Below are 23,780 nucleotides of genomic sequence, written 5' to 3'. Positions count from 1 at the left end.
CCCGCCCTGACGGCCTGGCGACGCGAGCGCGAGCAGCGGCTGCTCGATGCCGACGTTCGCGCCACGGTGGTCGAGCCGGGCGTCGTCCACGCACCGGACCAGGGCATCCCCCAGCTCCTCGTCCACGCCCAGCGCACCGGCGAGGGCGCTCTCGAGCTCGTCGGCAGCGGCGAGCAGCACTGGGCCACGGTGCACGTCGACGACCTCGCCGAGCTCTACGCGCTCGTCCTCACCTCCGGCGAGGGCCACGGACACCTGCTCGGCGTCAGCGGCCACTCCCCCAGCGTGCGCGACCTCGGACTGGCCCTTGCGGACGCGGTGGCGGGCACCACCACCGAGACGGTCCACGAGCGGCTCGGCGAGGCCTTCGGCGACGCCCTCCTGGTCGACCAGCAGGCCGACGGCGCCAAGGCGCGGAGCCTCGGCTGGACGCCGTCACGCCCGACCCTCGTCGACGAGCTGCGGGCCTCGCGCGCCTGACCGGGCGATGACGCGGATGTGGGTGGGCTGGCTGGAGGCCGAGCTGCTGCTCGGCGACGTGCACTCGCTCAAGGCCAAGCGTGGCGTGGTGCGGCCCGTGGTCCACGAGCTGCGACGTGCGCTCGAGGTCTCCGTGGCCGAGGTCGGCCACCTCGACCTCCACCGGCGCGCACTCGTCGGGGTCGCACTCACCTCGGGCGACCGGTCGCACGCCGAGTCCGTGCTCGACCGGGCCGAGCGGATGCTCGCCTCCCGACCCGAGCTCGAGCTGCTCTCGGTGCGCCGACGGCTCGTCCGTCCCGACGACCTCGACTGACGCCTCAGGGCGCCGCGGAGGTGGCGGCCCGACCCGCCCGGTGCTCGAAGATCAGGTGGGTCTCGGTGCCCGCGACCTGCGGCAGGCCGCTCACCTCGTTGACGATGTCGCGCAGGTCCTCGGTGTCCGCGCACCCCACGTGGAGCAGGTAGTCGTAGGAGCCGGACACGTAGAAGGTGTTCAGCACGTAGGCCCGCGACGCCATGACGGGCGCGAAGTCCGGCAGCGACGTGCGCGAGTCGCGCGTCAGGGACACCGCGATCATGGCCTGGATCTCGAGCCCGAGCACCGCCGGGTCGACGTCGGCGTGGACGCCGCGCACCACCCCGCGCTCCACGAGCGACCGCACCCTTCCCAGGCACGTCGACGGCGCGACGCCCACCCGGCGGGCCAGCTCGTTGTTGGGGAGGCGGCCGTCCTGCTGGAGCAGGGCGACCAACCGCCGGTCGACGTCGTCGAGTGGTCGAACATCCTTCGGCACGGCGCCACCTCGCGGGGCTGGGAGTCGGTCAGCACACGGAACGAGGTGCAGTCTACAGAATGATCTTCAGGTTTCTTGCGGTCTTTCGAGTCGAAAGTTCACGATAGGTCCATGCTTATCGGCGTTCCTACGGAGATCAAGAACCACGAGTACCGCGTCGCGATGACGCCGGAGGGCGTCCGCGAACTGGTCGCCCACGGCCACGACGTCGTGGTGCAGGCCGGTGCCGGCCTGGGGTCCTCGATGCCCGACGAGGAGTACCGGGCCGCCGGCGCCTCCGTGCTGGACGACCCCGACGAGGTGTGGGGCACCACCGACATGGTCATGAAGGTCAAGGAGCCCATCGAGCCGGAGTGGCACCGCATGCGGGAGGGCCAGGTGCTGTTCACCTACCTGCACCTCGCCGCCGACCCGGCGTGCACCCGCGCGGTGCTCGACAGCGGCACCACCGCGATCGCCTACGAGACCGTGCAGCGCGCCGACCGCTCCCTCCCGCTCCTCGCGCCCATGTCGGAGGTGGCCGGCCGCCTCGCCACCCAGGTCGGCGCGTACCACCTGATGCGCCAGGACGGCGGGCGCGGCGTGCTCATGGGCGGCGTCCCCGGCACCCTGCCCGCGGCCGTCACCGTCATCGGTGGTGGCGTCTCCGGCGAGCACGCCGCCACCATGGCCGTCGGCCTGGGGGCCGACGTGACGATCCTGGACCTCAGCGTGCCGCGGCTGCGCGAGCTGGACGCACGGTTCGCCGGCCGGGTGCGCACGGTGCACTCCAACGCCGCCGAGATCGAGCGGACGGTCATCTCGTCCGACCTCGTCATCGGCGCCGTGCTGCTGCCGGGAGCGAAGGCTCCCACGTTGGTGAGCAACGACCTGGTCGCGGCCATGCGGCCCGGCTCCGTGCTGGTCGACATCGCGATCGACCAGGGCGGCTGCTTCGAGGACTCGCGCCCCACCACCCACGACGCGCCGACGTTCCGGGTCCACGACTCGGTCTTCTACTGCGTGGCGAACATGCCGGGCTCCGTGCCGCGGACCTCCACGTACGCGCTGACCAACGTCACGATGCCCTACGCCCTGGCGCTCGCCGACCACGGCTGGCAGGCGGCGCTGGCCGCCGACCCCGCCCTGGCCCTCGGGCTGAACGCGCACGCCGGCCGGCTCTACAACCGCCCCGTGGCCGACGCGCTCGACCTCGAGGCGCTGGACGTCGCGCGGGTGCTGGCCGCCTGAGGCCTCAGGCCGCGAGGCGTGCGAGCAGCGCCACCCCGCCGACGGCGGTGGTGACCGCTGCGGCCAGCCACGCGCCACCGAACAGCTCGAGGCTCTCGTGGAACGACCGGGGCGGGCGCGGCTCGCTCGGCGGCGTGTGGTGGGAGTGCTGGTGCGCGGTCGAGGTCATGCCTCGAGCCTGCTCCCGAGCGGCGTCAAGGCTCCAGCGGGCGGGGCGTCAAGATCGCGTCAGGACAGGTCCGAGAGCAGGCGGTAGCCGAGCCCTGGGTCCGTGATCAGCATCCGGGGATGGGCCGGGTCGTCCTCCAGCTTGCGGCGAAGCTGCGCGAGGTACACCCGCAGGTAGTGGGTCTCCCGTTCGTACGACGGGCCCCACACCTCGGTCAGCAGCGTGCTCTGGCGCACGAGCCGCCCCTCCGCGCGAGCCAGCACCTCGACGATCTTCCACTCGGTCGGGGTCAGGTGGACGGTCTCACCCGCACGCGCAGCCCTGCGGTCCTCGACGTCGAGCTCCAGGTCACCGACCCTCACCACCGGGGCCGGTGTCGGCTGGGCCCGGCGCACCGCGGCACGGACGCGCGCCAGGAGCTCCTCCATCCCGAACGGCTTCGTGACGTAGTCGTCGGCACCGAGGTCGAGCGCCTCGACCTTGTCGTCGGACTCGTGGCGGGCCGAGAGCACGACGACCGGCACCTGCGACGTCTGGCGGATGCGGCGCAGCACCTCCGTCCCGTCCAGGTCGGGCAGGCCGAGGTCGAGCAGCACGACGTCGGGCACCCGTTCGGCGAGGGACTGCAGCGCGGACCTGCCGTCCGCGACGGTCTCGACCTCGTAGCCTCGGGCCCGCATCGCGATGCCGAGGGTGCGCAGGATCGCGGCGTCGTCGTCGACCGCGAGCACGACGGTCACCGGTGCACCTCCGTCTCCACCGTGGCGACGGGCCGGCTCAGCGCGCACCCCGACGCCGGTGCACGTCGAGCGCCACCAGGGAGGCGGAGGCCAGCGCAGCGGCCAGGGCGGTCGGGCGTGGCACCGCCCTGGTGGACCAGGCGTGCCAGAAGACCGCCTGGTCGAGGGCCTGCAGCGGCCCGAACGCGGCGATTCCGTCGGGGTGACCGGTGAGTGCCCTCGCGCAGAGGTAGACGTTGCGCGCCCCGAACAGGCGCCACCCGACCGAGCCCGCCCCCGTCAGCTGGTCGGACGGGATGCCGAAGACCCGCTGCAGCACCGTGGGCGCGAGCAGCGCCGACAGCCCGACCGAGCCACCGATCGCCAGCATCGCCTTCTCGGTGCGGTCGAGGTCCACGTCGGTCGGCATGCGCCCAGTATGGACGGGTCACGCGACTCACGAGGCCGCCCTCGGCAGCTCGACGACGAGCGTGAGGCCGCCGCCGGGGGTGTCCTCGGCCGTGAGGGTGCCGGCCATGGCCTCGGTGAGGCCCCGCGCGACGGCGAGGCCGAGCCCGACGCCCGAGCCGCGGGGCACGTCGCCGAGACGCTGGAACGGCGCGAACATCTCGTCGCGACGTTGCTCGGGCACACCGGGACCACGGTCCACGACGCGCACCACCACCCGACCGCCGACCGCGGTGGCGTCGACCCGCACCGTCGCCCCGTCCGCGTGCTTGAGCGCGTTCTCGACGATGTTGGCCAGCACACGCTCCAGCAGGGCGGCGTCGGCCCGCGCCTCCGGGAGGTCGTCGGGGACGTCCACCTCGACCCCGGCACCGGTCACGACCCGCTGCACGACCGCGCCGACGTCGACCGGGTCGGTGCGGGCCACCACGGCACCGGTCTGGAGCCGACTCATGTCGAGCAGGTCGACGACGAGGGCGTCGAGGCGGTCCGCGCCGTCCTCGATCGTCTCCAGGAGGTCCGCCCGGTCCTGGTCGGACCAGGGGACGCCGGGGTCGCGCAGGCTGCTCACCGCCGCCTTGACGGCGGCCAGCGGCGTGCGCAGGTCGTGCGAGACCGCCGCCAGCAGCGCCGTCCTGGTCCGCTCCCCCTCGGCCAGCACCCGTTGCTCGGCCTTGACGGCCGAGGCCGCGCGACGCTCCAGCAGCACGGTGACGTGGGCGACGACGGCGGCCAGCAGGGCGTCGTCACCGCCCGGCGCGCCGTCCCCGACGAGGACCAGCTCGTGGTCGGTCCCCACCGGGACCACCGTCTCCGTGCCGACGAGCTCGCCGTGGCGCCCCAGGACCGTGCCGTCGACCGAGCGCAGGACCACGCCGTCGACGTCGACCAGCTCGACCGTCGTGCGCAGCAGCCGGTCCAGGTCCTGGCCCGCATGGACGAGCTGGTGGGCCAGGACGCTCAACGTGGCGGCCTCCTCACGGGCTCGCCTCGCCAGCAGCGCGAGCCGCGCCGCCCGGTCGACGACGAGGGCCACCGAGATGCCGACGAGGACGAAGAGCACCACGGCGACCGCGTTCTCGCCCGTGGCGATCCGCAGCGTCCGGACGGGAGGCGTGAAGAAGTAGTTCAGCACCCCGCCGCTGACGAGCGACGCGGCCACGGCCGGACGCAGCCCGCCGAGCAGCGCCGTGCCGACGACGAGCACCATGAAGAGCATGGCCTCCGTGGGCAGGCCGTGCAGCTCGGGCGTGGCGAGGAGCAGCGCCGCCAGGGCGAACGGCCCGAGCACACCGACGACGAACCCGGCGAGCGTGCGCCGGTGCCCCAGGGCCGACTGCTCGCGCACCCGCGCCTCACGGCGGCGCGCCTCGTCGTGCGTGACGATGTGCACGTCGATGTCGCCGGACTCGGTCACGATCGTCTCCCCGATGCCCGGCCGCAGCAGGGTGGAGAGGCGACCGCGACGACTCGCGCCGATCAGCACCTGGGTGGCGTTGCGACCGCGGGCGAAGTCGAGGATCGCGGTCGCGGCGTCGTCGCCGACCGCGGTGTGGAAGGACCCACCGAGGTCCTGCACCGTCCGTCGCAGCTCCTCCAGCCGGGCCGGTCCGGTCTGGCGCAGCCCGTCGCCACGCGAGACGTACAGCGCCGACCACGGCGCACCGCCCTCGGCCGCGGTCCCTCGCGACGCGATACGCGCGGCGCGGCGCAGGAGCGACTCCGACTCCGGCCCGCCCGTGACGCCGACGACGATCCGCTCGCGCGTGGCCCAGGTCGCGTCGATCTCGTGCCGCTCCCTGTAGCGCTCCAGCCCCTCGTCGACCCGCTCCGCGAGCCACAGCAGCGCCAGCTCGCGCAGCGCCGCCAGGTTCCCCTCGCGGAAGAACTGCGACAGGGCCGCGTCGACGCGGTCGGCGGGGTACACGTTGCCGTGCGCGAGCCGGCGTCGCAGGGCCGACGGGCTCATGTCGACCAGCTCGATGGCCTCCGCCGCACGGACGAACGAGTCGGGCACGGTCTCGCGCTGCCGGACACCGGTGATCGCCTCGGTCACGTCGTTGAGCGACTCCAGGTGCTGCACGTTCACCGTGGTGACGACGTCGATGCCGGCCTCGAGCAGCTCCTCCACGTCCTGCCAGCGCTTGGTGTTCCGGGAGCCGGGCGCGTTGGTGTGGGCGAGCTCGTCGACCAGGCACACCTGCGGCGCGCGGGCGAGCACGGCGTCGACGTCGAGCTCGGTGAGGGTGGTCCGACCGTGCTCGACGCTGCGTCGCGGCACGACCTCGAGGTCGCCCAGCTGCTCCGCGGTGCGCAGTCGGCCGTGCGTCTCGACGACGCCGACGACGACGTCGGTGCCCCGCGCCGCACGCCTCGCGCCCTCGTCGAGCATCGCGTAGGTCTTGCCCACCCCCGGCGCAGCGCCCAGGTAGACGCGCAGGCAGCCGCGTCCCGGCTCGCTCGACCCGCTGCTGCGCACGGACTCAGTCTGCACCCGGCAGGCTCGCGTTCAGCTCGAGGACGTTCACGGTGGGCTCCCCGAGGTAGCCGAGGACCCTCCCCGACGTCGCCTCCTCGACCAGCCGGCGCACCTGGTCGACGGGCAGGCCCCGCTCGCGCGCCACCCGCGGCACCTGCAGGTCCGCGTACGCGGGACTGACGTGCGGGTCCAGGCCCGAGCCGGAGGCCGTGACCGCGTCGGGCGGCACGGCAGCGGGCTCGACGCCCTCCTCGGCCGCCACGGCGGCACGACGCTCCTCGATGGCGGCGACGAGGTCGGGGTTCGAGGGGCCGAGGTTGGACGGGGCCGACGCGAGGCCGTCGTAGGAGCCGGCCGACGGTCGTGGGTGGAACCACGAAGGTCCCTCGAAGGTCTGACCCAGCAGCCGGGAGCCGACGACCTGGCCGTCGACGCGCAGCAGGCTGCCGTCGGCGCGGTCGGGGACGGCGCGACCGACCGCCCACACCGCGGCCGGGTAGAGCACGCCGAGAAGGACCGTGAGCACGAGGAGCACCCGTGCGGCGGCGAAGGACTGACGAAGGAGGTCGCGAAGCACGACGATCACCCGATTCCTGGGATCTGAGAGACGAGCAGGTCGATGAGCTTGATGCCGACGAAGGGGACGACGACGCCGCCGAGGCCGAACACCAGCAGGTTGCGGCGCAGCACGCTCGCGGCGTCGACCGCGCGGCTGCGCACCCCCTTCAAGGCGATGGGGATGAGGGCGACGATCACCAGTGCGTTGAACACGACGGCCGAGAGGATCGCCGACTCCGGCGTGGCCAGCCGCATCACGTTGAGCGTGTCGAGCGACGGGTAGGCCGCCACGAACATGGCCGGCACGATCGCGAAGTACTTCGCGAGGTCGTTGGCGATCGAGAACGTCGTGAGCGCACCGCGGGTGATGAGCAGCTGCTTGCCGATGCGCACGACGTCGATGAGCTTCGTGGGATCGGAGTCGAGGTCGACCATGTTGCCGGCCTCCTTGGCCGCCGACGTCCCCGACGCCATCGCCACGCCGACGTCGGCCGCGGCCAGGGCCGGCGCGTCGTTGGTGCCGTCACCGGTCATGGCCACCAGACGCCCGCCGGCCTGCTCCTCGCGGATGAGGCGCATCTTGTCCTCGGGCGTCGCCTCGGCCAGCACGTCGTCGACGCCTGCCTCCGCGGCGATCGCCCGGGCGGTGAGGGCGTTGTCGCCCGTCACCATGACCGTCCGGATCCCCATGCGTCGCAGCTCCGCGAACCGCTCGACCATGCCCTCCTTGACCACGTCCTTGAGGTGCACGACGCCGAGGGCCCGGGCCAGGCCGGCGTCGCCCTGCCGCTCGGCCACGACGAGAGGCGTGCCGCCGGAGCGGGAGATCTCGTCGATCGCCTCGGTCACGGTCGGCGACAGCGGCGTCTCGACCCACGCGGTCACCGCGCTGCCCGCTCCCTTGCGCAACGAGCGGCCGTCGGGCAGGTCCACACCGGACATGCGCGTCTGCGCCGTGAACTCGACGGCCTCGGCGCCGCTCGGCAGGGATGCACCCGTGCCGCTGCCGCCGGTCTCGGCGACCGCCAGGTCGACGATGGACCGGCCCTCGGGCGTCAGGTCGGCCAGCGAGGCCACCCGCGCCGCCTCGGTCAGCTCGGCGAGGGTCACGCCCTCGGCCGGCACGAACCTCGACGCCCGGCGGTTGCCGTAGGTGATGGTGCCGGTCTTGTCGAGCAGCAGGGTGCTGACGTCTCCTGCGGCCTCCACCGCGCGGCCGGACATCGCGAGCACGTTCACCCGCACCAGCCGGTCCATGCCGGCGATCCCGATCGCGGACAGCAGCGCCCCGATGGTGGTCGGGATGAGGCAGACCAGCAGCGCGACGAGGACGACGGTCGGCTGGGGCGCTCCGGCGTAGTCGGCCATCGGCGCGATGGTCACGACGGCGAGCAGGAAGATGATGGTCAGGCTGACGAGCAGAATCGACAAGGCGATCTCGTTGGGGGTCCTGCGCCGCTCGGCTCCCTCCACGAGCGAGATCATGCGGTCGAGGAAGGTCTCCCCCGGCGCAGCCGTGACGCGCACGACGATCTCGTCGGAGAGCACGCGCGTGCCGCCGGTGACGGCCGAGCGGTCGCCGCCTGCCTCGCGGACGACGGGGGCGGACTCCCCGGTGATGGCGGACTCGTCGACGGTGGCGACTCCCTCGACGACGTCGCCGTCGCCCGGGATCACCTCGCCGGCGGCCACGCGGACCCGGTCGCCGACCCGCAGCTCGGTCCCGGCCACCACCTGCTCGACGCCGTCGGCGTCGATCCGCCGGGCGGTCACGTCGGTGCGGGCAGCACGCAGCGAGTCCGCCTGCGCCTTGCCGCGGCCCTCCGCGACGGCCTCGGCGAGGTTGCCGAAGACGACCGTCAACCACAGCCAGACGGCGATGGCGAGGGTGAACACGCTCGGGTCGACCACCGCCGCGACCGTCGTGACGAGCGAGCCGATCCAGACGACGAACATGACCGGGCTGCGCCACAGGTGGCGCGGGTCGAGCTTGCGCAGCGCGGCCGGCAGCTGCGCGAGAAGCTGCCGCGACAGCGGGGTGGTGGCCGAGGTGCGGGTCATCGGGAGGCTCCTGTCAGGGCCTCGGCCACCGGGCCGAGGGCGAGGGTCGGGAAGAAGGTGAGCGCGGAGACGAGGAGCACGACGCCCACGACCAGCCCCCCGAACAGCGGGGTGTCGGTGGGCAGCGTGCCCGCCGTGGTCGGCACGCGTCGCTGGCGTGCCAGCGATCCCGCGAGCAGCACCACGAGCACGATCGGCACGAACCGGCCGAGAAGCATGGCGGCCGCGAGCGTCAGCTGGAAGAACGTCGACGTCACCGTGAGGCCGCCGAACGCGCTGCCGTTGTTGTTGGCCGCCGAGGTGAACGCGTAGACCACCTCGGAGAAGCCGTGACCGCCCGGGTTGCCCATCGCCGCCACGCTGGACGGCAGGGCGATGGCCGTGCCGACGCCCACGAGCACCAGGGCGGGCGAGGCGAGCGTGTAGAGCGCCACGAAGGTCATCTCCTTCGTGCCGATCTTCTTGCCGAGCAGCTCGGGGGTCCGGCCCACCATCAGTCCGGCGACGAAGACCGCCAGGATCGCGGCCACGAGGATGCCGTAGAGCCCGGCGCCCACGCCGCCGGGCGACACCTCGCCCAGCATCATGTTCGTCAGCACCGCGCCGCCACCGAGGGGCGAGAACGAGTCGTGGGCCGCGTTGACGGCACCGGTCGACGTGCCCGTGGTCGAGACGGCGAACAGGGCCGAGGCCCACTCCCCGAACCGGGTCTCCTTGCCCTCCATCGCCGCCCCGGCGGCCGTGGCGGCCTGGCCCTGCCCACCGACCTCGGCCCACGTCGTCACGGCCAGGGAACCGGCCCACAGGACGCCCATGACCCCGAGGAGGACGAGGCCCTGGCGCCGGCGACCGGTCAGCGTCCCGAAGGTGCGGGTGAGGCAGACGGGCACGACCAGCAGCAGGAAGATCTCGAGCAGGTTCGTGAGCGCGGTCGGGTTCTCGAACGGGTGGGCCGAGTTGGCGTTGAAGAAGCCGCCACCGTTGGTGCCGAGCTCCTTGATCGCCTCCTGGCTCGCCACGAGGCCGCCGGGGACCACCTGGGTGCCGCCGGCGAGGGTGCGGACCGTGACGTCGCCGAGGTTCTGCACGACACCCGCCAGCAGCAGGAGGACCGCGGCCACCGCGGAGAGCGGCAGCAGGATCCGCACGACCCCACGGACGAGGTCGACCCAGAAGCTGCCGAGCGTGGTCGTCTCGGTCCGCACGAGACCCCTCACGAGCGCCACGGCCACCGCGAGGCCGACCGCGGCGGACACGAAGTTCTGCACCGTCAGCCCGAGCGCCTGCGCGCTGAACCCGAGGGTGGACTCCCCCGCGTAGGACTGCCAGTTGGTGTTCGTCACGAACGAGACCGCCGTGTTGACGGCCATGTCCCACGGCATGCCGGGCAGACCGCGGCTCCACGGGAGGGCCGACTGGCCGACCAGGATGGCGAGGAGCAGCGCGAGGCTCACGGCGGAGAACGCGAGCACGCTCAGCGCGTAGCCGCGTGCGCTCTGCTCGGCGTCGGGGTCGATGCCGCCGACGCGGTAGACGGCTCGCTCGACGCGCAGGTGACGGCTGGAGGTGAAGACACGGGCCATGTGGTCGCCCAGCGGGACGTAGATCACGGCGAGGAGCGCGAGCAGCGTCGCGATCGTCAGGAGGCCGGAGACGGTGTCGGACATGGGCGGCTCAGAACCGGTCGGGCCGCACGAGGGCCACGACGAGGTAGACCAGCAGCGCGACGACGCCGAGCAGCTGGAGGGCGGTGACGAGGGACATGCCCCCAGCCCACACCCGTCACGGCCGCTCGACGCCCGTCCTGACGGGCTCCTGACGCGTCTTGACGCCTTCTTGACGCGCCTTCTCGACGCAGCGCCCCGCGGCGCAGGGTTCAGGCGGTCAGACGGGCCACGGCGGCGGCGATGCGCTCGTCGGTGGCGGTGAACGCGACCCGCACGTGGTGCGCACCGCGCTCGCCGTAGAAGTCACCGGGTGCCACCAGGATGCCGCGCTCGGCCAGCCAGGCCACGGTGTCGCGGCAGCCCTCCCCGCGGGTGGCCCAGAGGTAGAGCGCCCCCTCGGAGTGGGTGATCGTGAAGCCGGCCGACTCCAGGGCGCGGCGCAGGGCGTCTCGCCGCTCGGCGTAGCGCCGACGCTGCAGCTCCACGTGCTCGTCGTCGGCGATCGCTGCGGCGAAGGCGTGCTGCACCGGGGTCGGCACCATGAAGCCGAGGTGCTTGCGCACCGCCAGCAGCTCGGCCACCACTGCGCGGTCGCCTGCCACGAACCCGGCGCGATAGCCCGCCAGGTTGGACCGCTTGGACGTCGAGTGGACCGCCAGCAGTCCTTCGTGGCTGCCCTCGCACACGTCGGGGTGCAGCACCGAGACCGGCTCCGCGTCCCAGCCGAAGTCGGCGTAGCACTCGTCGGACACGAGCAGCGCGCCGCGTTCGCGGCACCAGCGCACCACGGCCCGCAGGTGCTCGGCGCCGAGCACCTCGCCGTGCGGGTTGGCCGGGGAGTTCACGTACACCAGGGACGGCACGTCGGTGAGCCCGTCGGCGACCGGGTCACCGAGGACCACGCGGGCGCCGGCGAAGCGGGCACCCACCTCGTAGGTGGGGTACGCCAGCGACGGCAGCACGACGGTGTCGGCCGGGCCCAGCGCGAGCTGGGTCGGCAGGTTGGCGATGAGCTCCTTGGAGCCGACGGTGAGCAGCACCTGGTCGGCGGCGAGCCCCGTGACACCGAGCCGACGGCGGAGCCAGTCGACCGCGGCCTGGCGGACCGCGTCGGGTCCGAGCACCGTCGGGTAGCCGGGAGCGTCCGACGCCGCGGCGAGCGCCTCACGGGCGACCGCGGGCGTGGGGTCCACGGGGGTGCCGATCGACAGGTCGACGATGCCGTCGGGGTGGGCGTTCGCGCGCTGCTTCGCGTCGGCGAGCGTGTCCCACGGGAAGTCCGGGAACCGCGCGGACAGCCGGGGCCGGTCCATCACTGCCTGCTCATCGGCCGCGGATCACTCCTGGTTCTGCGGCGGGAGCGCAGCGATGAACGGGTGGTCCTTGTCGATGACACCCGTGCGCGCCGCACCACCGGGAGACCCGAGGTCGTCGAAGAAGTTCACGTTGGCGTCGTAGTACTCCTTCCACTCGGACGGGGTGTCGTCCTCGTAGAAGATCGCCTCGACCGGGCACACCGGCTCGCAGGCACCGCAGTCGACGCACTCGTCGGGGTGGATGTAGAGCATCCGCTTGCCCTCGTAGATGCAGTCGACGGGACACTCGTCCACGCACGCGCGGTCCTTGAGGTCCACACACGGCTGGGCGATCACGTACGTCACGGGAGACTCCTTCGACACGAGCACGGCTGCACGACCCGAGGGCTCACGGGCAGGCCGAGGACCAGTATCGCGCCTCGGCCAAGGGCGTCCGCACCCAGGTCTGCCTCATGAGACGGTACTGCCGTGAGCGACGTGGAGATCCTGGTCGGGCAGCGCGCGACGGTGCGCCACCGGCTCGACGACGGCAGTGCCACCGACGTGGTCGGGCGCGTCGTCGAGGCCGGTCCGAACGGCGTGACGGTCGAGCGTCGTGACGGGTCCGAGGTCGTGGTGGCTGCCGACCGCGTCGTGGCGCTGAAGGTCGTCCCGCCGCGTCCGACGCGCAGCCGTCGCGCGCTCGACGTGGGCGTCGACGAGCTCGTCCGCGTCACGTCGCGAGGGTGGCCGGCGCCGGACGTGGAGCAGCTCGGCGACTGGGAGCTGAGGGCCGCGGGCTCGTTCACCGGGCGCGCGAACTCGGTGGCCGTCGTGGGCGAGCCGGGGCTGCCCCCGGCGGAGGCCGTGGCACAGGTCCTGGCGTTCTACGCCGCGCGCGGACTGCCGCCGCAGGCCCAGGTGGTGGTCGGCTCGGACTGGGAGCGCCGGTTCCTGGATGCGGGATGGGTGCCGAGGGCGGGCTACCGCGGCGGTGCGGTGGTGCAGGTCGCCGACCTCGTCGACGCGCCAGAGGCCGACCCCCATGTGGACGTGGTGGGGGCCGCGTCCGACCGCTGGCTCTCGCGCTACGGACGGGTGGACGACGCCGCTGCCGCCCGAGCCGTCCTCGAAGGACCGCGCACGGTCGGGTTCGCCGAGCTGGAGGACGGCGGGGTGCCTGCTGCGGCCGTCGGACGCGTGGTGGTGACCGGGGAGTGGGCCGGTGTCGCCGCCGTGGAGACCCTCCCCGACCACCGGCGTCGCGGCCTCGCGGACGCCGTCGTGCGCACGTGCCTGGCCTGGGCGCACGAGCGCGGCGCGACCCGCGTGTACCTGCAGACCATGCCGGACAACACGGGCGCTCTGGCGCTGTACGCCCCCCACGGCTTCGTCACCCACCACGAGTACCGCTACCTCGAGCCCTCACAGGAGGCTCACAGCCGATCCAGCGGGGGCCACAGCGCCGGCGCCTAGCGTGACCGCATGAGCACCCACCACGACGAGGTCGAGGACCACGACCTCGGACTCTCCCACGACCTCCCGACCCTGTGGCACCGCCGCCGCCTGCTGGGCCTCTTCGGCGGCGCCGGTGCAGCGGTCGCCCTGGCCGCCTGCTCCACCGACTCCACGGGAACCGCGACCGCCACGTCGAGTGGTCCTCCCGAGGGCGGCGGACCCGGCACCTCGGCCGAGGTCGGGGACGGCGAGATCCCCGAGGAGACGAACGGCCCCTACCCCGCGGACGGCACCAACGGCGTGAACGTCCTCACCGAGTCGGGCATCGTGCGCAGCGACATCCGCTCGAGCTTCGGTGGTGCGAGCGGGGTCGCCGAGGGCATCGCCCTGACGCTGACGCTCACCGTCGTCGACGTGAGCAGCGCCGACGACGCCGGCACCGCTGCAGCCGGGGCGGCGGTGTACGTATGGCACTGCGACCGCGACGGGAGCTACTCGATGTACTCCGACGACGTGGCGGACGAGAACTACCTGCGTGGCGTGCAGGAGGCCGACGCCGACGGCACGGTGACGTTCACGTCGATCTTCCCGGCCTGCTACGCCGGGCGGTGGCCGCACGTGCACTTCGAGGTGTACCCGAGCCTCGACGACGCGACGTCGGCGAGCAACCGGCTGAGGACGTCCCAGCTGGCCTTCCCGGAGGACGTCTGCGCCGACGTGTACGCCACCGACGGCTACGGGAGCAGCGTCTCGAACCTCGCCCAGGTCTCGCTCGACTCCGACAACGTGTTCAGCGACGGCTACTCCCTGCAGCTCGCGAAGGTCAGCGGCTCCGTCGCCGACGGCTACACCGCGTCCCTGCGGGTCCCGATCTGACGGCCGCAGGTGGTTCGGGACCGGGGATGGCCGACCCTCAGTCGTCCTTCGGCTCCTCGCCGCAGACGATCCGGGCCGCTGCCTGGTAGTTGGCCGTGTCCGTCTCGCGCTTGACGACCTTCCCGCCCTTGCTGAGGGTGCGGTAGATGTCGATGTCGAACCCCTGCAGCGGAGCCTGGGGCACGCAGTCGTCGGAGTCGTCGTAGCGCGTGGCGGGGGCGCGGAAGTTGCGGCGCTCGGACTTGCCGGCCTTCACCTCGAACTCCTTGGTGCCCCACATCTGGACCGTGGTGCGGCCGACGCCGCCCGGGCTGCTCTTCTGCACGAACGCGCGGATGAGCACACCGCTCTGGAGGTTGTTGCGGAAGCGCAGGTCGAGCGAGCCGAAGTAGACGGTCGCCTCGCGGCCCACCGGGTAGCGGTCGATGTAGAAGGCGTGCGGGTGGTGCTCCACGTCCTCGAGGCCGGCGAAGAACGCCGCGTTGTAGGTGGTGGTGACCACCTGCGACACACCTCCGCCCAGCTCGTCCTGGAAGCGGCCGTTGTTGATGACCGAGCCGGTCGTGAACCCGTTGGCCGCGGTGCGCTCGCCGACGGTGTCGTTGAAGGAGAACGTGTCGCCCGGCTTGAGGATCGTGCCGTTGAGGATCTCGGCCGCGCGGCCCTGGTTGACGTTGCGGTACTCGGCGTGCGGGTACTCGGTGGTGAACTCGCCGATCTTCTCGACGATCTTCAGCGCCTTGGCGTCCTCGGTGGTGAACGCCGGCTCGACGACCTTGGCCTCGACCTGGACGGTGCGCTCGTCGCCGGTCTCGGTGAGCACCGGCACGAGCTTCTCGGCCATCTCCTGCGGCTGCAGGCCGACGCCCTCCTTGCCGGGCACCACGACGGGCTTGTCGTCGCGGATCTCGACCGTGGCATCGACGGCCTTCTTGCCGATGCCGGTCGTGGCGTCGGTGAGCGGCTCGGCCAGCTTCTCGGGGTCGATGACCGGTGCCATCGCGCCGTCCACGGGCTCGACGGTGAGCGCGGGCGCGTAGGCGGTCACCGGCAGGTCCACGTCCTTGTCGCCGACCTCGATGGTCACGGGCGCGGCGACCGCGGGCTCCGCGACCTCGGTCATCGCCCGCCGCAGACCGTCCTCGTCGACCGCGGGCTCGACGGCGGCGGTGGGGACCTTCGCCGGGTCGGTCTGCACGAGGTACTGGTCCTGCACGAGCTGGGCGGTGTCGTCCTTGCGGACCACCAGCCCGGGCTTGGGTGCGCGGGGCTTCGGCTTCGCCTCGGGGAAGGTGATGAGGGCCTCGGTGACCGGCACGTCGACCGCCTCGGCGACACCGTCGACAGCCGCCTTCAGGGCTGCGTCGTCGACGTCGAGGACGGGCGCGTGCTCGTGGCTGCCGAAGAACAGGGCGACCATGTCGCGCGGGTCCCAGCTGCGGACGCCGCCCGCCTGGTCGACCGACGCGTCGACGTCGAGAGCCAGCCCGGCCTCCGCCGGGTCGATCTCGAAGGACTCGTCGGCGTGGGTGAGGGTGACGGGGTCGCCCTCACGCGGGGTGAGCTCCTCGTCGACGGCGGCGCGGGCGGCGGCCGGTGACAGCCCGCCCACGTCGACGCCGCCGATGCTCGCGTCGGCGGGCATGCGGGTGCCCGTCAGGACGTAGCCGCCCACGTACAGGCCGCCCAGGACGACGACGGCGGCGAGCAGGGCCCAGCGGCCCCGGCGGCGCGGGCGCTTCTCCGACGGCCCCTCTCCCCCGATGGGCGGGATGCCGGCGGCACCGTCGTGGCGGTCCGTCGAGGACTCCTCGTGCGGGCCGTCGTGGAGCGGGAGCGCGTCGTCCTCGGGCTCGTGCCGGAGCTCGTCGTCCGGCGGCGGGGTGCTCAGCGCCGAGCCGGCGAGGGCCGCGGCGACGGCCGACCGCGTGCGCGTCTCGTCGCGACGGTCGTCGTCCGGGGCCTCGTGCAGGTCGTCGTGCTCGTCCTCGACGGGGTCGGCGTCGATCGCGTGCAGCGGTGGGACCGAGTCGTCGTCGACGTCGTCCTCGTCGAGGTCGTCCTCCTCGGGGTCGTCCACGTCCTCGAACGGCTCGTCCTCAGCGACGGCCTCGGCCGGGGTCGCGGTCTCGTCGACGTCGACGTCCGGCTCGACGGCGTCCTCGGAGAGGGCGATGTCCTCGTCCGCGGGGTCCTCGTCCGCTGCTGCGTCGAGGGCGGGGTCCTCCTGCGCCTCGACGTCGGTGTCGTCCGCGGGTGTCGTGTCACCGAGGTCGAGCTCGGCGTCGTCGTGCTCGGCGAGGGGCTCGGCGTCGGTGAAGGTGTCGTCGAGGTGCCGGTCGTCGGCTCCCTCGGCTCCCGTCTCCCCCTCGCCGGGGCGCGGGTGCTCGGAGTCGGGTCCCTCGACGTCCGGCCGCTCAGGTCGCTCGTCGCTCATGCCTTCTCCTGGATGGTCTTCTCGCTGAGGGGCGACCGCACGATCGTCCCGTAGTGCGACCGGTAGTACAGCAACGGGTCGTCCACCCCGTCGCGCACGGCCGCGCCCGTCACTGCTCCCATGATGACGGAGTGGTCGCCACCGTCGTGCACGGCGTGCGTGGTGCACTCCAGCCAGGCCAGGGCGTCGTCGAGCAGCGGCGCGCGGTTGGCGCCGCGGTGGAACGGCACACCGGCGAGCTGGTCCTCCAGTGGTCGGCCGCGGTCGGCGAACCATGCCGAGGCGTCGCGCCCCTCCTCGGTGAGGATCGAGACGCCCCACGTGCCTGTCGTGAGCACCGCGTCGTGGAACCGGCTTGCCCTGTGCGAGCACACCAGCACCATCGGGGGCTCCAGCGACACCGAGCAGAAGGCGCTGGCCGTCATGGCGTGGTCGACGCCGTCGAGGACGGTGGTGACCACCGTGACACCGCTCGCGAACCTGCCGAGGGCGTCGCGGAAGGCACGCTGGTCGACGGACGCGGTCATCGTTCCAGCCTAGGAGCGAGCAGGACCGCGGCGGCGCACACCCCCAGGCCCCCGATCATCCAGGTCCAGCCGATCGCGTCGGCGGCCACGAGGTAGGAGCCCGACGGCTGCAGCTGCTGGAGCAGCAGCACCAGGGTCCAGCCGAGCCCGAACCAGGCGGCCCCCACCCGCACCGCGAAGCCGCAGGCCACGGCCACGAGGGCCACGGTGACCAGGCTGAGCACCAGGCCGCCGGGCCGGTCGGCCCCCATCACCTCGAACGTCGTGCGGTGCACGAGGGACCCCAGGACCCCCACCCAGACGCCGAGCAGCACCACGACCAGGCGGGCGAGGGCCGCCGCCGCGCTCACACCCCGGTGCCGGCGAAGAGGTCGTCCTCGAACGTGGTGCCCGGCGCCGGCGCCGCGACACCCTTGACGAGGCGGTAGTGCTCGGTGCCCCACGCGCGCTGGGCGACGTCGTTGGACAGCGCGAAGAACGGCCCGTCGACGGCGATCTGCGTGGCGTGGGCCCGCATGGCGTCGAGCTTGGCGTCGACCCAGGTGCTGCCGTCGACCACGGCGTCGAGGTCCTCGTCGCGGATCGCGAACGGCGGCAGGTTGTCGGGGTCCATGCCCTCCATGAACTGCAGGTCCCCGGCCTCGCGGATCTCCTTGATGCCCTGACGCATGGCCGACTCCGACATCGCCGTCCAGTAGACCTTCGCCACGTCCCAGGCCTCGCCGAGGTCGTGGCGGTAGGACCGGGCCGCCGCGAGGGCGACGGCGTAGTGCGCCACCCGGTTGGCCTGCACGTGGTCGGGGTGGCCGTAGTTGCCGAACTCGTCGTAGGTCACGAGGACCTGCGGCCGGATCTCGCGGATGACGGCGACGAGCTCGTTCGTGGCCTCCAGCAGGTCGGCGTGCCAGAACGCGTTGGCATGGATCACGTCGGCGGCGGTGGCGTTGCCGTTCTCGTCCCACTTCATGCCGGAGTCGCGGAAGCGCCCGTCGCCACCGAGGCGGCGGAAGTCGGTGACGCCCAGGATCCCCATCGCGTCGGTGAGCTCGGTGAGCCGGTGCGCGCCGAGCCCGTCGTCCTGGTCGGCCGCCAGGTGCTCGAGCTCGGGAACGAGGATCTCGCCCATCTCGCCGAGGGTGCAGGTGACGAGGGTGACGTGGGCCCCCTCGCTCACGTACTTCGCCATGGTGGCGCCGTTGTTGATGGTCTCGTCGTCGGGGTGGGCGTGGACGAGCAGGAGACGACGTGCGGGCAGGGCCATGGCGCCAGCGTATCGACGCGGCACGAGCGTGGGCACGGGAGCGCAGGAGGGGCGCGGGGGCACGGATGGTGAGATGGGTGCCATGACGGTCTCCTACCCTCGCCTCGCCGCCCGCACCGCACGCTTCACGCTCGGCATCCCGCGCAACGTGACGGTCTCGCCGGACGGCGGCACCGTGTGGTTCGTGCGCACCGCCGACGGCGTCAGCCGCACCGGTGCCCTGTGGGCCCACGACGTGGCCACCGGGCAGGAGCGGGTGCTGGTGGACCCCGACGCCCTCCTCGCCGACGGCGAGCAGCTGTCGGCGGCCGAGCGCGCGCGACGGGAGCGCTCGCGGGAGACCGGCGCCGGTGTCGTCGACTACGCCGTCGACACGGCGGGGCGGTGGGCCTCCTTCGCCCTCTCGGGCAAGGCGTGGGCGGTGGACCTGGCTGCCGGGGCCGTGCACGAGCTGCCCACCGTCGACGGCGTGATCGACCCGCGGGTCGACCCCACCGGACGACGGGTGGCCTACGCCGCTGCCGACGGCGCCCTCCGGGTCGTGGACCTGCAGGGCGAGGAGAGGGCCGGCGACGAGCAGGTGCTGGCGGCGCCGGACACGGCGACGCAGGTCTGGGGCCAGGCCGAGTTCATCGCCGCGGAGGAGATGAGTCGGTACCGCGGGTTCTGGTGGGCCCCCGACGGCTCCTCGCTGCTCGTGGAGCGCTACGACGACGCCCCGGTGCAGGTCTGGCACGTGGCCGACCCCGAGAACCCCGACCGCGAGCCGGTCGCCCAGCGCTACCCGGCCGCCGGCACCCCCAACAGCGAGGTGACGCTCTGGCACGTCGCGCTCGACGGCACCCGCACCGAGGTGCAGTGGGACCGCGAACGGTTCGAGTACCTCTCGAGCGTCACGTGGACCGAGCACGGCGCCCCCGTGCTGCAGGTGCTGAGCCGCGACCAGCGCAGCGCCCGCGTGCTGTCGGTCGACGTCGCGGACGGCTCCACCGAGACGCTGCGCGAGCTCTCCGACGCGGCATGGGTGGAGGTCACGAGCGCGCCGCGCCGTGCGCCCGGTGGCCGTCTGGTCACCGTGGAGGACGTGGACGGCTCGCGTCGGCTCGTCGTCGACGGCACGCCCGTCGGGTCGTCGGAGTGGCAGGTGCGCGGCATCGTCAGCACCCACCCCGACGCGGTGGTCGTGACCGCGTCGGCGGAGCCCACCGAGGTGCAGGTGCTGCGCGTCGGCCTGGGCGGGACGTCCGACGTCGAGCCGCTCACGTCGGGCCAGGCCGTGCACGGTGCGGCCGTCGGCGGCGGGACCACGGTGGTGAGCCGCTCCGCGCTCGACGCGGTCGGCACCACCTTGACGGTGCACCGCGAGGGCACGGCCGAGACCACGCAGCTGTCGGTCGTCGCAGAGCCGGCGCCGTTCGAGCCCGACGTGACCGTCGTGTCGGTCGGTGAGCGCGAGCTCCGCGCCGCCGTCCTCTTCCCGCGTGACCACGTGCGGGGCTCACGCCGCCTGCCGGTGCTCATGGACCCCTACGGCGGTCCGCACGCCCAGCGCGTGCTCGCGTCGGCCCGCATGTTCCTGGAGGCGCAGTGGCTGGCCGACCAGGGCTTCTGCGTGATCGTGGCCGACGGTCGCGGGACGCCTGGTCGCGGGGCGGTGTGGGAGCGGGAGATCCTCGACGCGTTCGCCGAGGTCACCCTGGCCGACCAGGTCGACGCACTCGCCGGCGTGGCCGAGCGCTTCCCCGACGACGTCGACACCTCGCGCGTCGGCATCACGGGCTGGTCCTACGGCGGCTACCTGTCCGCCCTGGCCGTGCTGGCGCGACCGGACGTCTTCCACGCCGCGGTGGCCGGCGCTCCCGTGACCGAGTGGCGCCTGTACGACACCTGCTACACCGAGCGCTACCTGGGGCACCCCGACGAGCGGCCCGACGTGTACGACCGCAACTCGCTGCTGCCGCTCGCCCCGCGTCTGGAGCGTCCGCTCATGCTCATCCACGGCCTGGCCGACGACAACGTGGTGGCCGCGCACACCCTGCGCCTGTCGTCGGCCCTGCTCGCGGCCGGCAAGGCGCACACCGTGCTCCCCCTGTCGGGCGTCACCCACATGACGCCCCAGGAGGTCGTGGCCGAGAACCTCAAGGTGCTGCAGGTGGACTTCCTGCGGACCCACCTCGGGGCCTGAGCTCTCCGCGCTGCTCGGACCATCCTCGACCTGCGGCCGCGCTGCCGGTCCTTCGTCAACCTGCGGCTGCGCTGCCGGTCCTTCGTCGACCCGCGGCTGCGCTGCCGGTCCCTCCTCGACCTGCGGCTGCGCTGCTTCCGCTCCGAGTCGGTCTGGTCTCCGAAAGGGCCTCGACCTGACGGTGGGCCAGGGGTCGGTCGAGCTCCCGGGCCGCGGCTGGGCGGTCAGCGGTAGATGACACGCCGAATGCGGAAGTCAGAGGTAGGTGGCGCGCGGATAGCGGGTCTCCATCCGCGGGCCACCTACCTCCAGCCTCGCCCGTAGCGCGGGCCACCTACCTCCCGGGAGCGACGGGACGCAGGCCCGAGAACCCGGGCCACCACGCACCCAGCTCCCCGGTCGAGGCCCTTTTCGGGGCCCACCTCCGCGCAGAGCCGAGGCAGCGCACCCGCAGGACCAGCACCCGCCGAGCCAGCGCAGCCGCAGGACAGGACGAGGACGACGCCTACCCCTCCCGCTTCAGCCGCTTCGGGCCGTCGGGCAGGTCGAGGGCCGGAGCATCCTCGGACAGCCGCTCGTCGCCCGGCAGCCAGCCGCCGTACACGTCGACCATCTCGACGACCCGCTCGTCGAAGGGCTCGACGACGACCGCCCACGCATGGTCCTCGGCGTCGTCCTCGCCCGCGAAGCCCTCGCGTCGGGCGGTCACCGTGTAGCCCTCGGCCTCCAGCGCCTTGACGAGCTCGTCGGCGTCGTCGCGCTCGTCGAACCAGATCTCGCTCATGGCGACGATGGTAGGACGGGGTTCGGAGGGGCGGGACTCAGCCGTGGTGCAGCGTGAAGTCGTCGAAGTCGAAGCCCGGCGACACCATGCAGCTGACGAGCGCCTCCTCGTCGGTCGGGACGGTGCGCTGCCACCGCCCTGCAGGGACGAGCACCTGGCTCGACTCCCCCGCCCCGACGCCGACGTGGTGCCGCTGCCCGGCAGCGGGCGCCCGACCGTCGCCCCCGAGCTCCAGCACGACGGTCCCGGTGTGCGCGAGCCACAGCTCGTCGGACGCCACGCGATGCCACGCCGACGACTCGCCCGCGGGCAGCAGGAACCAGATGAGGGTCGCGGTGGGTCGGACCCGTCCGTCGGGCAGCGTGACGTCGACCGGGGAGCGCCAGGTCTGCCGGTACCACCCGCCCTCGGGGTGGGGCTCGAGACCGAGCCGACGTGCGGTGGCAGGTGCCTCGGAGGGGGTGGAGCTCATGGCCGCACGGTAGTAGCCTGGGGGTCCCCGATCCGTGAGGTGATCTGCCACCGTGAAGCTCTGAGGTCCGAGCCCTGCGCGCGTCCGCTCGACGCTGCGCGCCTCGTCGACCTCGTTCACGGTTGCTCCTGCGACCCCGGGCGCCTGCCCGGACTCTCGGGACGTCCTGACGTCGTGTCCTCCTGACGGCGCGCTCGCGCGGCTCACACCGCTCCAGCCCGCCACGACCCTCAGGAGGCCCCCATGGCTGCATCCCTGTCCTTCCACCACGTCACCCACACCTGGCCCGACGGCGCACCCGCCCTGTCCGACGTCGACCTCGACCTCGGGCCCGGGCTGCACGGGCTCGTCGGCAGCAACGGCAGCGGCAAGTCCACGCTGCTGCGCCTCGCTCACGGCGACCTCGTCCCCACGGGCGGCTCCCTCCTGACCACAGGGTCGCTGGAGCTGCTGCCGCAGGACCCGGTGCGGACCGTCGAGGGGCTCACCGTGGCCGACGTCCTCGACGTCGCCGACACCCTCGTCGCCCTGCGCGCCATCGAGGCGGGCAGCACCGACCAGGCCGACTTCGACCGGGTCGGGGACGACTGGGACGTCGAGGAACGAGCCGCGGCCTGGCTCGCTCGGCTCGGGCTCGGCTCGCTCGGCCTGTCGCGCGAGGCGTCGAGCCTCTCCGGCGGCGAGCTCGTGCTGCTGGCCCTGGCCGCCCGCCTGCTGCGCAGGCCCGACGTGGTGCTGCTCGACGAGCCCACGAACAACCTCGACCGACGCGCCCGCGCGCACCTGACGTCGGCGCTCGGCGCGTTCGGCGGGGTCGCCCTCGTCGCGAGCCACGACCGCGAGCTCCTCGAGCGCATGGACACGATCGTGGAGGTGCACGCCGGACGGGTGCGCACCGTCACGGGCGGGTTCTCCGTCTACGAGCGGGTCGTGGCGGCCGAGCAGGAGGCGGCGGGGCGCGCCGTCCGCGACGCCAAGGCGGACGTGCGGCGCCAGGAACGTGAGCTGGTCGAGGCCCGCGCCAAGCTCGCCCAGCGGAAGCGGACGGCGCACAAGGCCGAGGCCGAGAAGCGGGTGCCGAAGATCGTCGCCCACGGCCGGCGCATGGCGGCCGAGGTGTCGGCCGGGAAGCTCCGCGGCGCGCACGAGGAGCACGTGGCCCGCGCACGAGCCGACCTCGACGCGGCCGAGGAGCTGGTCCGCGACGACCGCGAGATCCGCCTGGAGCTGCCCGACACGGCCGTTCCGCGCACCCGTGACGTGCTGGTCACCGAGGGGCTCGTGCTCCCGCACGTCGGCACCGAGGTGGCCCTGCACCTGAGGGGGCCGGAGCGTGTGGCGCTGACCGGGCCCAACGGCAGCGGCAAGACCACCTTCCTGGAGGTGGCTCTCGGCCGGCTCGCCCCGGCCGCCGGGTCCGCGACCGTGAGCGTGCCCGTCGGCAGGCTCGCCCAGCGGCCGACGCTCCCGGTCGAGGACGCCTCCGTCCTCGAGAACGTGCGTCGGGTGGCTCCGGGGGCCGACCCCCAGCACGTGCGGGCCCAGCTGGCACGGCTGCTGTTCCGTGGCCGTGCGGCGGAGCGGATCGTGGCGACGCTGTCCGGGGGCGAGCGGCTGCGGGCGGCACTCGCGTGCGTGCTGCTGGCCGACCCCGCGCCCCAGCTGCTGCTGCTGGACGAGCCGACGAACGACCTGGACCTCGTGAGCGTCGGGCACCTCGTGGAGGCGCTGCGCGGCTACCGGGGGGCACTCCTGGTGGTCAGCCACGACGAGCGGTTCCTCGACGAGCTCGAGCTCGACCGCCGGGTGGCGCTCCCGTCGCCCAGCGGACCGGTGCGACCCGCACGAGACTAGGAG

The 23,780-nt window shown here is 73.3% G+C and carries 24 protein-coding genes; 7 read left to right on the top strand and 17 right to left on the bottom strand.

Annotated features, from left to right (window positions below):
* Together ASF38_RS10255 and ASF38_RS10250 are read left to right on the top strand one after the other, a co-directional pair.
* Positions 1–480, top strand: a 480-nt coding sequence (locus tag ASF38_RS10255; protein ID WP_200914498.1) for a hypothetical protein, incomplete at its 5' end; no start/stop codon positions are given.
* Positions 481–487: 7 nt separating this feature from the next.
* Entirely contained in the window at positions 488–796 is a 309-nt protein-coding gene (locus tag ASF38_RS10250) for a DUF503 domain-containing protein (RefSeq protein WP_235497644.1), read from the top strand.
* Positions 797–800: 4 nt separating this feature from the next.
* Here ASF38_RS10250 and ASF38_RS10245 read toward each other — a convergent pair whose 3' ends face one another.
* The gene (locus ASF38_RS10245) at positions 801–1,277 is read right to left on the bottom strand and encodes an Lrp/AsnC family transcriptional regulator (protein WP_056580318.1); all 477 of its coding nucleotides are present in this window, start codon (positions 1,275–1,277) and stop codon (positions 801–803) included.
* 111 nt (positions 1,278–1,388) lie between these two features.
* Here ASF38_RS10245 and ald point away from each other — a divergent pair, with 111 nt between their 5' ends.
* Positions 1,389–2,507 carry an alanine dehydrogenase gene (ald, locus tag ASF38_RS10240; protein WP_055964846.1) on the top strand — a complete coding sequence of 373 codons (1,119 nt, stop codon included), beginning with the start codon at positions 1,389–1,391 and terminating at the stop codon, positions 2,505–2,507.
* 4 nt (positions 2,508–2,511) lie between these two features.
* Here ald and ASF38_RS17580 read toward each other — a convergent pair whose 3' ends face one another.
* The 10 genes from ASF38_RS17580 to fdxA form a co-directional block, all read right to left on the bottom strand.
* A complete protein-coding gene (locus ASF38_RS17580; RefSeq protein WP_156366896.1) occupies positions 2,512–2,676 on the bottom strand; it encodes a hypothetical protein in 165 nt (54 codons plus the stop codon).
* A gap of 59 nt (positions 2,677–2,735) precedes the next feature.
* Positions 2,736–3,416, bottom strand: coding sequence for a response regulator (locus ASF38_RS10235; protein ID WP_056553148.1), 681 nt, complete (start codon positions 3,414–3,416; stop codon positions 2,736–2,738).
* Positions 3,417–3,453: 37 nt separating this feature from the next.
* Positions 3,454–3,825 (bottom strand): hypothetical protein, encoded by a 372-nt coding sequence (locus ASF38_RS10230; protein ID WP_056575712.1) that lies wholly within the window; start codon positions 3,823–3,825, stop codon positions 3,454–3,456.
* A gap of 27 nt (positions 3,826–3,852) precedes the next feature.
* Positions 3,853–6,357: an ATP-binding protein gene (locus ASF38_RS10225; RefSeq protein ID WP_056575707.1), complete on the bottom strand. Its 2,505-nt coding sequence runs from the start codon at positions 6,355–6,357 to the stop codon at positions 3,853–3,855.
* Complete coding sequence (gene kdpC, locus ASF38_RS10220) at positions 6,347–6,925, bottom strand: potassium-transporting ATPase subunit KdpC (RefSeq protein ID WP_056576503.1); 579 nt, start codon at positions 6,923–6,925, stop codon at positions 6,347–6,349. The genes ASF38_RS10225 and kdpC overlap by 11 nt, the downstream gene beginning before the upstream one ends.
* Complete coding sequence (gene kdpB / locus ASF38_RS10215) at positions 6,925–8,961, bottom strand: potassium-transporting ATPase subunit KdpB (protein ID WP_056575704.1); 2,037 nt, start codon at positions 8,959–8,961, stop codon at positions 6,925–6,927. The genes kdpC and kdpB overlap by 1 nt, the downstream gene beginning before the upstream one ends.
* Positions 8,958–10,628 carry a potassium-transporting ATPase subunit KdpA gene (gene kdpA / locus ASF38_RS10210; RefSeq protein WP_056575701.1) on the bottom strand — a complete coding sequence of 557 codons (1,671 nt, stop codon included), beginning with the start codon at positions 10,626–10,628 and terminating at the stop codon, positions 8,958–8,960. The genes kdpB and kdpA overlap by 4 nt, the downstream gene beginning before the upstream one ends.
* Before the next feature lie 7 nt (positions 10,629–10,635).
* A complete protein-coding gene (kdpF, locus tag ASF38_RS17235; RefSeq protein WP_082480680.1) occupies positions 10,636–10,725 on the bottom strand; it encodes a K(+)-transporting ATPase subunit F in 90 nt (29 codons plus the stop codon).
* A 112-nt stretch (positions 10,726–10,837) separates the two neighbouring features.
* Positions 10,838–11,941: a succinyldiaminopimelate transaminase gene (gene dapC, locus ASF38_RS10205; protein ID WP_055964833.1), complete on the bottom strand. Its 1,104-nt coding sequence runs from the start codon at positions 11,939–11,941 to the stop codon at positions 10,838–10,840.
* Between the two features lie 24 nt (positions 11,942–11,965).
* A complete protein-coding gene (gene fdxA / locus ASF38_RS10200) occupies positions 11,966–12,289 on the bottom strand; it encodes a ferredoxin (protein WP_055964831.1) in 324 nt (107 codons plus the stop codon).
* A gap of 123 nt (positions 12,290–12,412) precedes the next feature.
* Between fdxA and ASF38_RS10195 the strand changes: the two genes are divergently transcribed.
* The gene (locus ASF38_RS10195; RefSeq protein WP_056553167.1) at positions 12,413–13,399 is read left to right on the top strand and encodes a GNAT family N-acetyltransferase; all 987 of its coding nucleotides are present in this window, start codon (positions 12,413–12,415) and stop codon (positions 13,397–13,399) included.
* Between the two features lie 9 nt (positions 13,400–13,408).
* Positions 13,409–14,257, top strand: a complete 849-nt coding sequence (locus ASF38_RS10190; RefSeq protein WP_056575699.1) for an intradiol ring-cleavage dioxygenase — start codon at positions 13,409–13,411, stop codon at positions 14,255–14,257.
* 37 nt (positions 14,258–14,294) lie between these two features.
* Here the strand turns inward: ASF38_RS10190 and ASF38_RS10185 are convergent, their stop codons facing one another.
* The 4 genes from ASF38_RS10185 to mshB are packed head-to-tail and all read right to left on the bottom strand — an operon-like array spanning position 14,295 to position 18,482.
* Positions 14,295–16,694 carry a VanW family protein gene (locus ASF38_RS10185; protein ID WP_056575695.1) on the bottom strand — a complete coding sequence of 800 codons (2,400 nt, stop codon included), beginning with the start codon at positions 16,692–16,694 and terminating at the stop codon, positions 14,295–14,297.
* Complete coding sequence (locus ASF38_RS10180) at positions 16,691–17,221, bottom strand: flavin reductase family protein (RefSeq protein WP_056575692.1); 531 nt, start codon at positions 17,219–17,221, stop codon at positions 16,691–16,693. Before ASF38_RS10180 ends, ASF38_RS10185 begins: the two co-directional genes overlap by 4 nt.
* On the bottom strand, positions 17,218–17,571 hold the full coding sequence (locus tag ASF38_RS10175) for a hypothetical protein (protein WP_055964814.1): 354 nt from the start codon (positions 17,569–17,571) through the stop codon (positions 17,218–17,220). Before ASF38_RS10175 ends, ASF38_RS10180 begins: the two co-directional genes overlap by 4 nt.
* Positions 17,568–18,482: an N-acetyl-1-D-myo-inositol-2-amino-2-deoxy-alpha-D-glucopyranoside deacetylase gene (gene mshB / locus ASF38_RS10170; protein ID WP_056575689.1), complete on the bottom strand. Its 915-nt coding sequence runs from the start codon at positions 18,480–18,482 to the stop codon at positions 17,568–17,570. Before mshB ends, ASF38_RS10175 begins: the two co-directional genes overlap by 4 nt.
* Positions 18,483–18,564: 82 nt before the next feature.
* Here mshB and ASF38_RS10165 point away from each other — a divergent pair, with 82 nt between their 5' ends.
* Complete coding sequence (locus ASF38_RS10165) at positions 18,565–20,667, top strand: prolyl oligopeptidase family serine peptidase (protein ID WP_055966312.1); 2,103 nt, start codon at positions 18,565–18,567, stop codon at positions 20,665–20,667.
* A gap of 505 nt (positions 20,668–21,172) precedes the next feature.
* On the opposite strand, the gene ASF38_RS10160 is transcribed toward ASF38_RS10165, so the two are convergent.
* The gene (locus ASF38_RS10160; protein WP_056575686.1) at positions 21,173–21,451 is read right to left on the bottom strand and encodes a hypothetical protein; all 279 of its coding nucleotides are present in this window, start codon (positions 21,449–21,451) and stop codon (positions 21,173–21,175) included.
* A 37-nt stretch (positions 21,452–21,488) separates the two neighbouring features.
* The gene (locus ASF38_RS10155; RefSeq protein WP_055966307.1) at positions 21,489–21,923 is read right to left on the bottom strand and encodes a cupin domain-containing protein; all 435 of its coding nucleotides are present in this window, start codon (positions 21,921–21,923) and stop codon (positions 21,489–21,491) included.
* 243 nt (positions 21,924–22,166) lie between these two features.
* Here ASF38_RS10155 and ASF38_RS10150 point away from each other — a divergent pair, with 243 nt between their 5' ends.
* A complete protein-coding gene (locus tag ASF38_RS10150; protein ID WP_056575682.1) occupies positions 22,167–23,777 on the top strand; it encodes an ATP-binding cassette domain-containing protein in 1,611 nt (536 codons plus the stop codon).
* Positions 23,778–23,780 lie beyond the last annotated feature (3 nt).

This window comes from Aeromicrobium sp. Leaf272 (genome assembly GCF_001422865.1).
Classification (GTDB): Bacteria; Actinomycetota; Actinomycetes; order Propionibacteriales; family Nocardioidaceae; genus Aeromicrobium.
This window is presented reverse-complemented; position numbering and strand designations above follow the sequence as displayed.